Consider the following 16221-nt stretch of genomic DNA (forward strand, 5'->3'; position numbering starts at 1 on the left):
AATTATTGAGTTCTTAATTTATATATAAATTTTTTAATAATTCAATAATTTTTAACTAGATTTACATATACTTAAGTCTTTATCTATTATGTCGGACTCTATATTTAAACAGTTAAGGATTGAATGAAATACATAATCATGGCTAATTTCGGTATTAGCATAATTTTTAATTGAAGATACTGATTTAGGATATTTGGCTTGAAAATCATCTGATACCCAAACTATAAGAGGTACGGTTATTTGTTCTGCAAGTAGTGGACCGCCGTGACCGTAATAACCATTTTCTCCGAGGGACTCGCCGTGATCAGATACATATAATAAAAATGCATTTTTATCTTTAAGCAAATCTATTAAATTATATAAAAAAAAATCGGTATATAAAATAGAGTTATCATAACTGTTAACTAAAGCAAGCTTATCGCAATCACTTGCATCTCCCTTAACCTTAATAGGACAGGTAGGAGTAAAATACTCAAACTCTTTTGGATATCTCGCATTATAGTTCCAATGGCTGCCGGAAGTGTGAACTACTAAAAATTGTTTCTCTGAGTTTGTTAGTATTTCTTTTATAAAAGGCAATATTTTTTCATCATGATCATTTAAAGAAAATAGGGCAGAGCCGCCCGGTACTATAGTAAAATTAACGTCATTATATATATTACTGAGGTCAAAATTTGCAAAACTCCTCATTAAAGTTTGAGTCCCGATCCAGGTAGTATTAAAGCCAAGATTTGTTAAAATTGATAAAAAGCTGTTCTCTTGTCTACTATTTTCAATTTGACTTGCAGGATAACGTGAAAGTAACGACGGTACGGAAAGATAGGTAAGGTTAGAAGAAGATTTAGCTTTGAAAGAAATTAGGTTTTGAGTAGTCTTTAAGTAAGGAGTCGTATCTCTTTCATAACCGTTAATACCGAAATGATCAAATCTTGCTGATTCTCCTATAACTAAAACACCGATAATATCTTTATCTGACTTATCTATAAAGTTATATTGTTTGCTAATATCTATATATGCATAATTTTTTTCACCGAAATTTCCGGCAAAATTAAGGTAGCTATTATGTAAATACTGAATGGGAAAATAATTTTTTAGTATCTTAAATGAAGGAGTAATAATATTATATACAAAAATAAGTAAGCACGCGGTAGATAATAGTTTTGTTACGAATGATTTAGAATTTTCGGTGGCAAAAGATTTGAGAGTATAAAAACAGGTCAAAAGGCAAAAAATTATCCATATTATTAACTTAATGCTGGTTAATTCATAAACTTCGTTTAAATCCGTTGAGAAAAAACTACCTATTACTTGTTTAGTAGGATTGATTTTGAAGAAATAAATGTAATAACTAGCAATAGCGGATGTTATAAATAAAAACCCCACGCCGATTTTTAACACTAATCTATGTACGCTAAGACCGAAAAATGCTATAAAAGAAAAGATATAAATATAGCAAAAATCTTTTGATAACTCTAATATCCCTCTAAAGATTGTTGCTTTATAATAATCAAATTTATAAATCAATATTGCGGTATTAAAGAATAAACAATAAATAAAGGCTAAAATCGCTGATAATTTAATTAATTTCGTATCTAAATGTTTCTGAATAGTTTTTAGCATAAATAATAATTAATAAAGTAATTTTTATAACTATCATGATCATAAAAAATCTTCAAGAATTTTATCGGCTTTTAATACCAAATGCTCCGCTTATCGCTATTGATTACGGAAGCAAAAAATTAGGAATCGCATTATCTAATCAAGAACTTAGTATTGCTATGCCCTTAAATACTATAACCGAGATAAATAAAAAAATTGTTATTACTGCCTTGCTTAATATCATCGAGAAATATAAAGTTTGTGGTGTTATAATAGGTCTACCGATTGATATGAGCGGAGCAGTAACGGAGCAAACAAATATAGTGATGAAATTTGCTGAAGAGCTAGCAAAATCTATAAACTTGCCTATATATTTACAAGATGAAAGATTAACTACCAAAGCTGCAAATAATTTGCTTAAATCGTTTGGAGTGAAAAGAAAAGACCGTAATAATAACGATGATGCAGTAGCTGCTAGTATGATTCTTGAAACCGTGCTTGATTCTATAAAAAATATTTAATTAGGAAAGCATTGAGGAGTTGTTGTATGGATCGAAAAACCTACTCAATGTCATCCCCGCGAAAGCGGGGATCCAGCAAAATAACTTCAATATTGATATAGAAGTGGCATATTTGACAAAATAAACCTATAAAAACTTGTTTTTATAGGTTTTACTGGATGCCCGCCTACGCGGGAATGACATAAAACGGTCTATGCAACAAAGCCAAGAATAAATTACCTCCTATTTCACTGGGACAAATTTTACTAGCAGAATTTATTGAACCTATGGGGATTAGTCAAAGCAAACTTGCTCGTGATATTGATGTACCCGTTACTAGGATCAATAATATAATTAAGCATCATCGTTCAATTGCAGCTGATACAGCCCTTCGTTTGGGTAAGTATTTTAATATTAATCCTCGTTGGGAATATGCAAGACCAATATGATTTAGAGCTTGCAGAAGATGAAGGTTGGAAAATTACAGAAGATAGAATAAGAACCTTTTCTATGGCAAGTTTATGGCAAGTTAATTATGTATAACTCAATATTGTTACGCACTCAAAACACTATTGTAAAGATATATTATTTATGATAGAACCGATTCGGTAAAAATAAATAAAATATACTATGAAAATATTAATTTTAGGTGTTACCGGTATGCTAGGTAATAGCATATTCAGGTTTTTAAGTAGTGATAAAAAATTTGACATTTTTGCGACAGCCCGAAATAATTCAGCTCGTTCTTACTTTTCTAAGGATTTATCCGATAAATTAATTACAAATGTAAATGTTGAGAACCATGATGCGTTAGTTGAGGTATTTAATCAAACAAAACCCGATATAGTAATAAATTGTATAGGGCTTGTAAAACAATTGGCAGATGCTAATGACCCATTAAAAGCATTACCGATAAATAGTTTGCTGCCTCATAGGCTAGCTAATTTATGTAAACTAGCTAATTCAAGGTTAATCCATATTAGTACTGATTGTGTGTTTTCAGGAAAAAAAGGTAATTATAAGGAAAGCGATTTTTCTGACTGTTATGACCTTTACGGTCGTTCAAAATTTCTTGGTGAGGTAGATTATCCGCATGCTATCACATTGCGTACTTCCATTATAGGTCATGAGCTAGCAGGCAATAGAAGTTTAATCAATTGGTTTTTAAGTGCAGAAGGTTCAGTGAAAGGGTTTGAGAAAGCTATTTATTCAGGATTCCCGACAGTAGAGCTTGCAAGAATAATAAGGGATTTTGTGTTACCTAATAAAGAGTTGCACGGGCTTTATCATGTTGCCTCAAAACCGATTAATAAGTTAGAATTGTTAAAATTAGTAGCAGAAATATATAATAAAGACATCGATATTATTGCATCAGATGAGCTTGTAGTAGATCGCTCACTAGATAGCACTCGTTTTAATGAGGTGACGGGATATACGCCTCCTGAATGGCGTGAGCTTGTAAAGCGTATGTGTGAGTTTAAGTAAGTTGTCATTGCGAATATAGCCTTGTACACGGAATCCAGCATAAAGTGAGATAAATCGAGCGTTTTATGTTTGTATTTTTTATAACTGGACCCTGTGGACAAGCCACAGGATGGCTACCTTAGAGTGTTTCTCGATTGACACAATGACAGAATGAATAATAACAAAATAGGTATTTATATATAATGTTTGTAGATAAAACTTTAATGATTACAGGAGGCACCGGTTCGTTTGGTAATGCGGTGCTTTCTCGTTTTCTTAAATCCGGTATTATTAACGATATTAAGGAAATTCGTATTTTCAGTAGAGATGAAAAAAAGCAAGAGGATATGCGTATTGCTTTAAATAATCCGAAACTTAAATTCTATATCGGGGACGTACGCAATTATAAAAGTATTGATGAGGCAATGCATGGTGTAAATTATTTATTCCATGCCGCTGCTTTAAAGCAGGTTCCAACTTGTGAATTTTATCCTATGGAAGCAATAAATACTAACGTCTTAGGTACTGAAAATGTTTTAAGTGCTGCTATTAATAACAAAGTTACAAAAGTGATTGTACTAAGTACCGATAAGGCTGTATATCCAATTAATGCAATGGGATTATCTAAAGCATTAATGGAAAAGTTAGCCATAGCAAAAGCACGTATGCGTTCTCCAGGTGAGACTGTGCTGTGCGTTACTAGATACGGTAACGTTATGGCTTCTAGAGGTTCGGTCATTCCTCTTTTTATCAATCAAATAAAACAAGGTAAGGAATTAACCATCACAGAACCGTCAATGACACGTTTTTTAATGTCGCTTGTAGATTCGGTGGATTTAGTTTTATATGCGTTTGAGCATGGTCATCAGGGTGATATTTTCGTACAAAAATCTCCGGCAAGCACAATTGAAGTACTCGCAAAAGCGTTACAAGATATATTCAATAGTAAAAATGAAATATGTTTTATCGGTACACGTCACGGCGAAAAACATTACGAATCATTAGTATCATCAGAAGAAATGGCAAAAGCTGATGATTTAAGGGATTATTACCGTATTCCTATGGACGGGCGCGATCTTAATTATGCAAAATATTTTGTTGAAGGTGAAAAGAAAGTAGCACTTTTAGAGGATTACACTTCCCATAATACAAAACGTTTAAATTTAGAAGAAGTAAAAGAGTTATTACTGACTCTTGATTACGTACAAGAGGAGCTAAAAAATGCTTAAGGTAATGACGATTGTTGGTACTCGTCCTGAACTTATTAAACTATGCTGCGTGATTTCTGAGTTTGATAAATATACTCATCACATCCTAGTTCACACCGGTCAAAATTATGCATATGAATTACATCAGGTGTTTTTTGATGATATGGGAATTAGAAAACCCGATTATTTCTTAGAAGTAGCAGCAGATAATACGGCAAAATCTATCGGGCTTATTATCGAAAAAGTTGATGCAGTACTTGAGAAAGAAAAGCCCGACGCCGTTTTATTTTACGGTGATACTAATTCATGTTTATCGGCAATTGCCGCTAAACGCCGTAAAATTCCAATTTTTCATATGGAAGCAGGAAATCGTTGTTTTGATCAGCGTGTACCTGAAGAAATAAACCGTAAAATCATTGATCATATTAGTGACGTTAACATTACGTTAACCGAGCATGCAAGACGTTATTTAATTTTTGAAGGTTTACCGCCTGAGCTTATTTTTAAATCAGGTTCACATATGCCTGAGGTCCTTGATCGCTTTATGTCTAAAATATTAAAGTCTGATATTTTAGATAAATTGTCACTTACCACAAAGCAATATTTCTTAATTAGCTCACATCGTGAGGAAAATGTTGATGTCAAAAATAATCTGAAAGAATTATTAAGTAGTTTACAAACGCTTATTAAAGAGTATAATTTTCCTGTAATCTTCTCAACACATCCAAGGACTAAAAAAAGGCTTGAGGATTTAGAGGAGTTTAAAGAACTTGGCGATAAAATAAGATTTTTGCCAGCCTTCGGGTTTACGGACTACGTTAAACTTCAGATGAATGCATTTTGTATTTTATCCGATAGCGGTACTATCACTGAAGAGGCATCTATACTTAATTTACCTGCTTTAAATATTCGAGAAGCACATGAACGTCCTGAAGGTATGGACGCCGGAACACTTATTATGTCGGGTTTTAAGGCTGAACGGGTACTACAATCGGTGAAAGCTATTACGGAAGAACACGAGAATAATAAACGCTTGCACGATATCGTGCCGGATTATGCAGACGCAGGACTTGTATCAAAGAAAATATTACGTATAGTTTTAAGTTATGTGGATTATGTTAACCATACAGTATGGTTTAAAAAGTAATCCTATTCATTATTATCATATCAAAAACATGAAATTTTTTAAATTAATAAAACTTAACACTTTATTTTTAAGTGTTTTTTTACTAATAACTCTTATATCTTCTTTTTGCTATTCCAAAGAAAATTCTTATAAAAAAATAGTTTTCCTTGTTAGTACAGAGACATTCGGCGGCAAAGGCGTATACGCAATGTATAATGAGATGAAAAAAATAGGTCACGATGTCAAAATTGTAATAGTACCTCATCCTCATCCCAATATTCAAGGAGGAATAGATACCGGGTTTATTAGTAAATTTGATGCACAAGATGTGATATATCCATGCGGTAAGTATTCTTCTTATTCAAATGTTAATACAAAATGTGAAATTTCTGAACTAAAAAATTATCAGCCGGATTTTATCTTTACGCAAAATCCTTACGAAAATTTTCAAGGCTATATATCAGAACCTTTTACGGCTGCTAATTTGTATAAGAGCTTTAGAGGCACTAAAACAAAAATTATGTATATAGTCTATGGTCCTCATATCTTTCATCAAAAAAATATTGATGATGATAAGTTATCAAGTTGCATAGAGACGGTATTTGTTGATTCAGAAAGTACAAAGGATATCTTTATTAGTCATTATAAATTTCCTAAGGATAGAGTTATTGTTTCAGGTTATCAACCATACTATGAAGTAAGAAATTATAATCTTAAAGAAAAACCAAACTCGGAAACCATTTTATGGCTTCCTAGATGGGAATTATCATTTAAAAATAGAGATTTATATGAAGGAGGTTCTACTTTCTTAAATTATCACTATTTTTTCTATAATTATGCATTACAACATCCTAATATTCATTTTATTATAAGACCGCATGTAACACTATTTACCTATGCAGTCGGTAAAAATTACTTAAGCCAAAGTGATATGGATAATATATTAAGTAGATTTAACTCTTTAAAGAATGTTACTATTTCTGCACATGCATTCAGGTCGTTACTGGATGATATAATGGTGTCAGATATTGTAATAAGTGACGGTACTTCATCTCTTGCTGAAGTAGTAGTTGCCGATAAGCCTATAATTTACTTAAGTAATGGTTGGAATAATGAATTTAATAGCAATGCTCTATCTAAAGAATTAAAAAAATATATGTATTTTGCTTATGAGCCGCAAGATATTATTAACTATATAGAATTTATTAAGCAAAATCATTATTTACCTTATTATGAAAATAGTAGTGGCAGAAATCAATTTAAAAAGATGCTTGATCCTGTAGAAAACCCTGCTGCATTTATCGCCGAATATTTATTAAAATTATAATAGTTTAAATAATTTATGTTAGAAGAAATTTATAATGATGGAGAAAGATTAATTCTTAGGGAAACTTATGATGTTTTAGAGGTAATGCGTCATAAAAGTAGCTATAAGATTTTTAAAAAAATTATAGAAGCCGATATACTTAATAGCCCATTAATGCTAAATCAAAAAATAAAAATTTTAGATATAGGTTGTGGAATGGGACACGGAACTTTCATGCTTAGTGATATATTAGGAGTAGAAATTACAGCAATAGATATCAGTAAAGAATCTATAATTTATGCTGAACAAAATTGTGGAGCATCTAATATACAATATATTAAATCTGATTTAGTTAGTTTTATTAAAAAGGCAGAAGAATATGATTATATTGTATCACGACATGCACTTGAGCATATTGAAGATGGGTTAAATCTAGCACTTAATCTTAAATATAAAAAACGATTAATAGTAAATGTACCTTTTAATGAACAGGAAGGGAATATACATCATTTAGTTAATTGAATTACTGAAAAAGACTTTGAAATATCCGAACAAAGAATTTTTCTATGAAGGAGTAGATGGTGTAACTAACGACACGCATTCTGAAAAAATCCTCCTAATTCTATACTCTGTATATCTAGTAACTCAGATTTAAAGCCTATAAAACAATTATTTAACTATCCAATCTCAGCTTGGACTCTAGAATTTTTAGAAAAGCTAGGTTTGCAATCCCAAGATATATTAAAACAATTGCTGCAAACTAGAGATGCATTTAAAAATAGCGAAGAGAAACACTAAATTAAAATAATACTGTAACAGAGCTAAATAATGCTTTAGAAGAAATAAAAATTTTAAAATAAACTAATTATTAGTGAAGAAGAAAAATCTATTTTTCTAAAACTCTATAGAAAATTTAAACAATAAAACTAACATTTTATAAATTATTTTTAAAAGTTATGACAAATAGCAAAGATAAACCTCTAAATATTTATCATACTTTAGTTTCCATTATTATACCTGTCTATAATGGGGCTAATTATATGAAAGAAGCTATAAATAGTGCTTTAGCACAAACTTACAAAAATATTGAAATTATTGTTGTTAATGATGGTTCAAAAGATAATGGAGAGACAGAACGTGTAGCATTATCATATGGTGATAAAATACGCTATTTTCATAAAGAAAACGGAGGTTGCGGTTCGGCCTTAAATTACGGTATAAAATACATGCAAGGGGAATATTTTTCGTGGCTTAGCCATGATGATATATATTATCCTAATAAAATCGAGCATCAAGTTGAAATATTAAATAAATTAGATAATAAAGATACTATCATTTACGGTGGTTATGAATTAATCGATGAAAAAGGCCACTCTCTACGTTATATTAAACCGGATAGTGTGCTACCTATAAATAAACTTAATATTTCTTTATTACCTTTATTACGAGGATTAATACATGGTTGTTCGTTATTGATTCCTGCTAAATATTTTCATGAAGTCGGTATATTTAATGAGGCTTTACCGACAACGCAAGATTATGATTTATGGTTTAAAATTTTCCGTGTTGCTCCTATTCATTTTGACGAATCTATCCTAATTAAATCTCGTTTTCATTCAGAGCAAGGTAGTAAAAAAATATCAAATCATAACGAAGAATGTAATGTATTATGGTCATCGTTTCTTCACGAGTTAACAGAAGAAGAAATGATCAAAATGGAAGGTTCTCCTTATTTATTTTTAACTCGTACAGCTACTTTTTTATCCAATAATACTCCGTATAAAAAAGCTTGTGATTTAGCAAATACTATGGCTAAACAAGTACTAAATGATACTAAAATTAGTGTTATTATACCGGTATATAATAGAATAAATTGGGCAATTGAAGCTATAGAAAGTGTACTTATTCAAACACACAAAAATTTTGAGATACTTATAATAGATGATGGGTCGACTGATGATATATCAGAATTAACTGCAATATGCAAAAAAGATAAAAGAATAAAATATTTTCATAAAAAAAATGAAGGACCTGCTGCTGCACGTAACTTAGGTATTAAAAATGCTATAGGAAAATATATTGCTTTCCTTGATTCGGACGATTTATTTTATAAGGATAAAATAGAAATCCAATTAAAGTTTATGGAAGAAAATAATTTTATATTTTCTCATACTTCATATCAAAAAATAAATGAAAAAGGAAAATATATCGAATCTGTTCATTCCGGGCTTTTTAGTGGCAATGTTTTTCCTCAAGTCATACAAACTTGTCCAATAGCAATGCCGACAGTTATGGGAACTTTGACATTATTTCAAGAAAATTTATTTCCTGAAAATATAAGAAGCGGTGAAGATTGTTGTTTATGGATATCTATTGCTAGTAAAAACTCAATAGGCGGTATAGACAAAGAATTGTCTAAAGTACGAATTAGCGGTGGTACTAATACGTTTATGGACCCAAATAAATATTCAGTAGGTTTAATAAATATTACTTCTTATGTTCTTAATGATTCTTATTTAAGTAAATTTAGTCCGTTTACTATTAATTTGTTATTAGCAGCTGTTACACAATTAAGATTACTAGAAAATAAAAATGAAGACTATAAAAAAAGTAATATTTCTTTTTTCAAAAATAACTATGTAATTCAAAAAATACGAACATATTGCTTTGTGACAAAAATTTTGATTTTATTAACTATTACTTCTATAAGGCAAGAAGGAATACGTGCAACAATCTCTAGAATACAGAGATGGCTTAAAAAGCATATATAAATAACTATTCCTCAAGTATCTTAACTTTTGAGCCATCACCAATTTTAGTCATACCTTCGGTAACGACTAAGTCACCTGCTTTAATATCGTCAGAGATAATTTCAATTAGACCTTCTGTACGTGTACCGATTTTTACATATAATTGTTTTATCGTATAACCGTCTATTTTATAAATAAAATTACCTTGATTATTGCGTTGAATACAACTTGCAGGAACGGTTAGGTTTTTATGAGGGTTAATTATAAGCATAACATCTACAAAGCTATTATGCAGGATTTTTGTACCCATAGGTAAAATAATTTTAGCTGTTAAAGTACCATTATCTGATAAGTAATGCGATATTGCCCCGATTGTACTTTTAATTTTTCCTGCAATTAAAACTTCAGTATCGACGCCAACTTTTCCGCTTAAAGACTCCGGCAATTCAATAAAAATACTTTGTGAGTTTTCTGTTCCGGTAATGCTAAAAAGATAGTCACCTCTTTTTACTTCATCGCCGACCATAGACTTAATTACGCCTATTTTACCAGAGTAGGGTGCAGTAATTATCATATCATTATATGTTTTTAGAGCTTTGGAATAATTAAATTTTGCATCTTCAAGTTCGCTTTTTGACCTTTTATATTCCTCGTTGCTTACAAATTTTTTAGCGAATAAAGCTGCTTTTCTATTATAATCTTCTTGTTTTGTATTTAATAACGCTGCTGCTCTAGATTTAGTGGTTTCTGCTATGTTTTTATCTATAACTAGCAATATATCCCCTTTTTTTACTATTTCTCCTTGATGTGCTGAGACTTGTTCAACTACTCCGGTGGCATTGGCATAATAATCACGACTATTATCATTCTGGCATTGCCCTACAATATTAAATATGTCGTAAAGCTCAGCAATTTGTACTTTAGTTGCTTTTACTGCTGTAATTGTTTCTTCTTCCTTTTTACTTGCCATAGTAGAAAGCGAGATAAGTAAGGTAAAAAGAACAATAAGTTTTGCAGACATCATATATTATACTCTAAGGTGCATAGGTGTCATCTAGTAGTTTGTCCACGGCATCTAGGAAAAGCAACTAAAAGTGTATGTTATTGTGACATTTTTAGCTGGATACTGTGGACAATCTACTAGATGACACAGTATGCTTTTTCAGTTCCTCATCCGTTAACCATTTATATTCTTTTTCTAGAATTTCAAATCTAATTTTTTCTAATTGTGCATCAAGAACAGGTTCAGGAACGATAGCAGAACCGGTAAACTCAAATCCTTGATAGTTAATTTTTAGTTTCTTACAAATTTCTTGTAATGATAATAAATTTTCTTCCATATCATCGATAAATATTATTGATTGTGGATAATAACTTGTTTTTCGTAATACATACTCAAGCATGCTTCCTTTATCATATTCCGCAGTGTAAATTATTCCGTCTTTTAATGTAGGTTTACCGTAACCGGCATTAAAATCTTCTATTATTATCTCATCTTTTAAAGGTGAAAATTCTTGAAAATTTACCTTTAATGCAGTGAGTTCACGCATTCTCCATTCGATCATATCTTCAATTACACCGAATTTACCGGTAGGAAGTTTAGTAAGACCCATTGCCGGTACATTTTTTTCTATAAGTAGAGCAAATATCGTTAAGATATCTGGGTTAACAAATCTAGCTTTCCTATCTTTAAGAACAATACTAAGTAATAATTCACATTCTTTTCTAGTAAGTCTTTTTTCAATGTTCTTCATTAATTCTTTTCTATAATCATGTGTTAACCTAGATTCATCACTATCCATTACAATTACTTCATCTACATCAAAAAACACCAAGCTAGTATTATCGGCTTGTTTTACCGCTTCTATAACTTCTTTAAAATCATGAACTTTATTTATGTTGCTATACATATTTATTGTTTATTTAATATTACTTAAGAGTCTAATTACTTCTTCTAAGGAATTTATCATTACCTTTAAATCTTCTTCTCTAGATAAATTATGGTGACCGTCTTTAATTAGCTTCATTACTATTTGTTTGCTCGTTATTTTTTCTAATAATTTTACTGAAACATTATAAGGCACGTCTTCATCTAACATCCCATGAATGAGATGTACCGGTATATTTATATCAATCTGTTTCTTTGTCAATAATAAATGTTTTTTTGCATCTTCTATCAGTTTATAGCTTATATGATATTTATGTTCACAATTTTTACCGCTTACTTCTAGTATTCCCTCTTTTTGCATCTTATTTTGATCATTTAGAGATATATTTTGCCAAATATTTTCAGTACAATCTGGAGCAGGGGCTACACACACAAGTCCCTTTATTTTATCAGGAAATCTTAAAGCCGCAAGAAGTGCTAGCCATCCTCCTATGCTCGAACCTACTAATATCGCCTCCGTATTAATTAATTTATCTAAAATTAGTGATACTCCTTCTAACCAATCACTAATTGTTTGATCCTTAAATTGTCCTGATGCGTTTCCATGGCCGAAATTATCAAAAACAATAAAATTATAATTGTTTTTTTTACAATAATCTATTAAATAGATAGCCTTAGTTGATTGCATACTAGACATCAAGCCGTGTAAAAAAATTACAGATGGAATATTTGTATTAATTATTCTATAATTATCATAGACAATAAATTTGTCTTGTGTTTTATTATAAAGCTTGTGCATTTTAAATAATTATTTTAATAGATTGAGATTTAATGCCTTCATTAAAGTCAAGTAAACGATACAATAAATATACTATTTTGCAAGTAGTGCCTGCTCTAGTTTCGGGAGGAGTTGAAAGAGGTACTATAGAAGTTGCAAAATATCTTAAAATTCTCGGTCATACTCCTATAATAATTTCAGCAGGCGGTACTCTAGTTAAAGAGTTAGATAAGGAAGATATATTGCATATTGAAATGAATAGTAACAGTAAAAATCCTTTTGTAATTCTGAATAATGCAAAATTGATAGCAGAAATAATCAAAAAATATAATGTTGATATAGTTCATACAAGATCAAGAGCACCGGCATGGAGTTCATATCTAGCAACAAAATGGACAAATGCTAAATTTTTGACTACCTTTCATGGGGTTTATAATATTCCGAATAGTTTTAAAAAATATTATAATAGCATAATGCTAAAAGGCAAGAAAGTTGTTGCCGTGTCTAATTTTGTAAAACAACACTTGCTCGAAAACTATAAAATTGATGAAGATAAAATAGTAGTAATTGAGCGTGGAGTGAATTGTGATTATTTCGATCCCGCAAATTTAACGCCGGAAAAACTTGAAAAATGTTGTGATAAATATGATGTACCGAGTAACGTGCCGATAATATTAATGCCTTCTAGAATGACAAGTTGGAAAGGACATCTTGTTCTAGTAGAAGCATTAAGTAAATTAAAACATAGAGACTTTTATTGTTTAATGGTCGGTGATATATCTAGACATCCCAATTTTACTAATAGAGTAAAAGAGCTTATAGCTAATCTAAAACTTCAAAATAAAATTCAAATTTTTGGTAATGATTCGGATATAATAAACCTATATGGGATTTCCGATATTATCATTTCTGCCTCAATCGAGCCTGAAGCTTTCGGGCGTACTATTATAGAAGGGCAGGCGATGAAGAAGCTTGTTATTGCAACTAATATAGGCGGGGCAGTAGAGACAATAAAGAATAATATAACCGGTTTCCACGTAGAACCAAATAATGCCGAAGCGTTAGCACAGAAAATCGATTATTGTTTCTCGATTTTAGGTACTGATCTTGCTAAGAAAATCCAAGAAGCGGCACGACATACGGTAATTAATAATTTCTCTCTTGATCTGATGCTAAGAAAAAACCTTGAAATCTATAAAGAAATCTTAAAAAACTCCCATAATTGAACATCTAGATTTAGTATATACTCATGATAAATGAAAAGTAGTCAAGTATATAGGGTTGAATAGAATAGCTATTCTCCTAATAATTTTATTTCAGCATACAAATCTTCAAGATTTATACTGATCATAAAAATTATTATAGTCATGAGATTTACCGTCATGATGCACTACAAGCATTAAAGTTTCCGGTAAAAATTCTTTTAAAGCTTGTTATGCATTTTCTATAGATATTTTATCAAGATTAGCAAATACCTCGTCTAAAATTAATATTTTAGGGTTTGAAATTATAGCTTTAATGATTCCAATTTTTTTCTTTTGACTGCCACTTGGTGCATTTATTACATCATAATTTTTATCACTTAAGTGCTTAATTAATGTACCTAGATCTAATTTTATAATTAGTGTGTTAATTTTTTCTTCTAATAATTGCTTATTACTTTTAATGATTGATTGATCAAGGTCGGAGGTTATTATTTCAAATAAAGTAGATTAAACCGGTATGTAACTATTCTGATCAATAAATATTATTTTTGGATTTTGATAATGGGTAGGTATGGAAATTTCACCAACGCTATGGCATGGATCAGCAATACAATTGACTAAACTCTTTAAAAAAGTAGTGTTGCCTTTTCCTGAGGAAGCTGAAAGAAGATCATGTGCTCCTAGTTTGAATACTAATTGTTCAAAACTCAAAATAGTTCTTTCTTCTATAATTAGGTTATAATCAGAAATTACAAGTTCATCGTTTGTATCATTAGTAGACCATGTTATTCCTTTTGTATTCTCAGAAGAAATTGCCTCTATTAATTTTGTAATTCTCGCTTGTTATATAACTGCTCCACTAAAGATTATTTTTAATGAGGAACTTGTTAAGAATGATTTTAAGGTTTCAAGCCAAGGATTAAGTAGTAGAGCTTGCTCAGGCGTAATCTCTCCATTTTTTACTTTATAAATATAGTAAAGTGATTTTATGAATTTATCGGAGATATCTAGTATAGTAGTTATAGTATTTTTTGTGCTATCTAAAAACAACATTTTCTTTGATATGTCTTTTTTAGCTTTAAGTTGTTTGGCATATTACAAATTGAGCAGAATCAGTTAACAAGATATTTGAAGTATTAGAGGATATATTTCTTACTATAGAAGCTGTATTTTCGTTAATTTCCTCTGGCTTCTTACCTGTAAGAAATATTCATTTGATATAATATATTTAAAAATCCTTCCTTAATATTGTCAAACGCATTAAATATAATAGCTCCTGGAACTAAATTCATTATATCTTGCAATGCAATAAGCTGTATAATTTTTTGAGTGGTTAAATTCTCTAATTGTACAATTCCAATAGTGAAAGTATTATTAAGATCATTAAATAAATTATTAGTAATAGCTTCTATATCCTTTAATCCTAAGATTTTACTTTTATATTCCTAGTTTAGTAACAGTTCTAAAGTTTTTTGTTCGATTAAATCTTGCGTATTTTGTGTTAAAGAAACTTTATATGATTGGAATAGTGTGCTTATTATATTTTTTCCACACCATAAAATACTGATTTTTGCTCCTTGAGAAACAAGAGCTCCTATATCAGCATTAGGGTCCTGTATGAGTAAGGTTAATGCAATTAATAATTGCCATCATTTTCGGTTTTGAATCATTTTTAAAATTGTTAGAAAGTATATTAGGATCAATTACCCTAATATTAGGAGTTAAGTTTATCTGAATTTCTTTTAAATTTTCCTGATAATTTAAGAAATCAGTCCCATAATATGCTAAGCCTACTATTGTAGCTGTAGAAGTTAAATAAATTGGTACTGAATAATTAGGAAAAGTTGTGATGAGATTTGTAGTAATAGGGTAGATTAAACTTCCTTTAAATGTAGCAGAAGTAAGATAATGTTTCTGAAAATACCCTTCGGTTATTAAGATTTCATCAGCAAGAGTTGCCGAAACAAAAAGACTGCTTCCTGTTGTCCCATTTACAATAAAACCAATTATACCACTAATTATTCAATGCGTTCCATATGCTAACTTTTTGGAAAAGGTAGAAGCAGCATTATTTTTATTAAAAATAGATATCGTTATTGTGAGTGGGTGTTGTTATGTGTATCGAAAAAGGCACTCAGTGTTATACCGTGGTTTGACCACGGTATCCAAAAACAACTGAAAAACTGATCCACGCAGCAATACCTTTTGAGCGATTGAAAGTAGCGTGGCACTCCATAAAAATAATAAAAATACTAAAAATTAGCATTTTTATACTTCCTTGCTTCGTCAAAAATTACAGTTTTTTCTTAGCTCAGACGTTAAATTCTTAACTAATCTATCTTTACTAAAAGCTGCCGAATTAGGTGATAAGTTGTATTATAGTATAAAGAAAAAATG

Annotated in this window: 17 protein-coding genes; 10 read left to right on the forward strand and 7 right to left on the reverse strand. The window is 30.4% G+C overall.

What is annotated here, in order from left to right:
- Positions 1-51: 51 nt before the first annotated feature.
- Positions 52-1620: a phosphoethanolamine transferase gene (locus tag RSA_RS02300; protein WP_014364598.1), complete on the reverse strand. Its 1569-nt coding sequence runs from the start codon at positions 1618-1620 to the stop codon at positions 52-54.
- A gap of 35 nt (positions 1621-1655) precedes the next feature.
- Between RSA_RS02300 and ruvX the strand changes: the two genes are divergently transcribed.
- From ruvX to RSA_RS02345, 9 genes are all read left to right on the forward strand, one after another.
- Positions 1656-2120, forward strand: coding sequence for a Holliday junction resolvase RuvX (gene ruvX, locus RSA_RS02305; protein WP_014364599.1), 465 nt, complete (start codon positions 1656-1658; stop codon positions 2118-2120).
- A gap of 266 nt (positions 2121-2386) precedes the next feature.
- Positions 2387-2548 (forward strand): helix-turn-helix transcriptional regulator, encoded by a 162-nt coding sequence (locus RSA_RS08840; protein WP_014364600.1) that lies wholly within the window; start codon positions 2387-2389, stop codon positions 2546-2548.
- Positions 2532-2642: a hypothetical protein gene (locus RSA_RS08845; RefSeq protein WP_014364601.1), complete on the forward strand. Its 111-nt coding sequence runs from the start codon at positions 2532-2534 to the stop codon at positions 2640-2642. The genes RSA_RS08840 and RSA_RS08845 overlap by 17 nt, the downstream gene beginning before the upstream one ends.
- An 87-nt stretch (positions 2643-2729) precedes the next feature.
- Positions 2730-3584, forward strand: a complete 855-nt coding sequence (locus RSA_RS02320; RefSeq protein WP_012150659.1) for a dTDP-4-dehydrorhamnose reductase family protein — start codon at positions 2730-2732, stop codon at positions 3582-3584.
- A 182-nt stretch (positions 3585-3766) separates the two neighbouring features.
- Positions 3767-4792 carry a polysaccharide biosynthesis protein gene (locus RSA_RS02325; RefSeq protein ID WP_014364602.1) on the forward strand — a complete coding sequence of 342 codons (1026 nt, stop codon included), beginning with the start codon at positions 3767-3769 and terminating at the stop codon, positions 4790-4792.
- Positions 4785-5918: a non-hydrolyzing UDP-N-acetylglucosamine 2-epimerase gene (gene wecB / locus RSA_RS02330; RefSeq protein WP_014364603.1), complete on the forward strand. Its 1134-nt coding sequence runs from the start codon at positions 4785-4787 to the stop codon at positions 5916-5918. The genes RSA_RS02325 and wecB overlap by 8 nt, the downstream gene beginning before the upstream one ends.
- Positions 5878-7224: a hypothetical protein gene (locus RSA_RS02335; RefSeq protein ID WP_041472330.1), complete on the forward strand. Its 1347-nt coding sequence runs from the start codon at positions 5878-5880 to the stop codon at positions 7222-7224. Before wecB ends, RSA_RS02335 begins: the two co-directional genes overlap by 41 nt.
- A gap of 15 nt (positions 7225-7239) precedes the next feature.
- Complete coding sequence (locus RSA_RS02340; RefSeq protein ID WP_014364605.1) at positions 7240-7725, forward strand: class I SAM-dependent methyltransferase; 486 nt, start codon at positions 7240-7242, stop codon at positions 7723-7725.
- 434 nt (positions 7726-8159) lie between these two features.
- Positions 8160-9974: a glycosyltransferase family 2 protein gene (locus RSA_RS02345; RefSeq protein WP_014364606.1), complete on the forward strand. Its 1815-nt coding sequence runs from the start codon at positions 8160-8162 to the stop codon at positions 9972-9974.
- Positions 9975-9978: 4 nt separating this feature from the next.
- Here RSA_RS02345 and RSA_RS02350 read toward each other — a convergent pair whose 3' ends face one another.
- The 3 genes from RSA_RS02350 to RSA_RS02360 form a co-directional block, all read right to left on the reverse strand.
- On the reverse strand, positions 9979-10977 hold the full coding sequence (locus RSA_RS02350) for an efflux RND transporter periplasmic adaptor subunit (protein ID WP_014363048.1): 999 nt from the start codon (positions 10975-10977) through the stop codon (positions 9979-9981).
- 91 nt (positions 10978-11068) lie between these two features.
- Positions 11069-11863, reverse strand: a complete 795-nt coding sequence (locus RSA_RS02355) for a DUF2608 domain-containing protein (RefSeq protein ID WP_014364607.1) — start codon at positions 11861-11863, stop codon at positions 11069-11071.
- A gap of 9 nt (positions 11864-11872) precedes the next feature.
- On the reverse strand, positions 11873-12640 hold the full coding sequence (locus RSA_RS02360; RefSeq protein ID WP_014364608.1) for an alpha/beta hydrolase: 768 nt from the start codon (positions 12638-12640) through the stop codon (positions 11873-11875).
- Between the two features lie 32 nt (positions 12641-12672).
- Here RSA_RS02360 and RSA_RS02365 point away from each other — a divergent pair, with 32 nt between their 5' ends.
- Positions 12673-13845: a glycosyltransferase family 4 protein gene (locus tag RSA_RS02365; protein WP_012150668.1), complete on the forward strand. Its 1173-nt coding sequence runs from the start codon at positions 12673-12675 to the stop codon at positions 13843-13845.
- A gap of 207 nt (positions 13846-14052) precedes the next feature.
- Here the strand turns inward: RSA_RS02365 and RSA_RS10445 are convergent, their stop codons facing one another.
- From RSA_RS10445 to RSA_RS02370, 3 genes are all read right to left on the reverse strand, one after another.
- Positions 14053-14316, reverse strand: a complete 264-nt coding sequence (locus tag RSA_RS10445) for an ATP-binding cassette domain-containing protein (RefSeq protein WP_395164774.1) — start codon at positions 14314-14316, stop codon at positions 14053-14055.
- A 15-nt stretch (positions 14317-14331) separates the two neighbouring features.
- Positions 14332-14535, reverse strand: a complete 204-nt coding sequence (locus RSA_RS07295) for a hypothetical protein (protein ID WP_014364609.1) — start codon at positions 14533-14535, stop codon at positions 14332-14334.
- A 132-nt stretch (positions 14536-14667) separates the two neighbouring features.
- A complete protein-coding gene (locus RSA_RS02370) occupies positions 14668-14877 on the reverse strand; it encodes a hypothetical protein (RefSeq protein ID WP_014364610.1) in 210 nt (69 codons plus the stop codon).
- Positions 14878-16221: the final 1344 nt, after the last annotated feature.

Origin of the sequence: Rickettsia philipii str. 364D (assembly GCF_000283995.1) — a bacterium.
In the GTDB taxonomy this organism is placed as follows: Bacteria; Pseudomonadota; Alphaproteobacteria; order Rickettsiales; family Rickettsiaceae; genus Rickettsia; species Rickettsia rickettsii.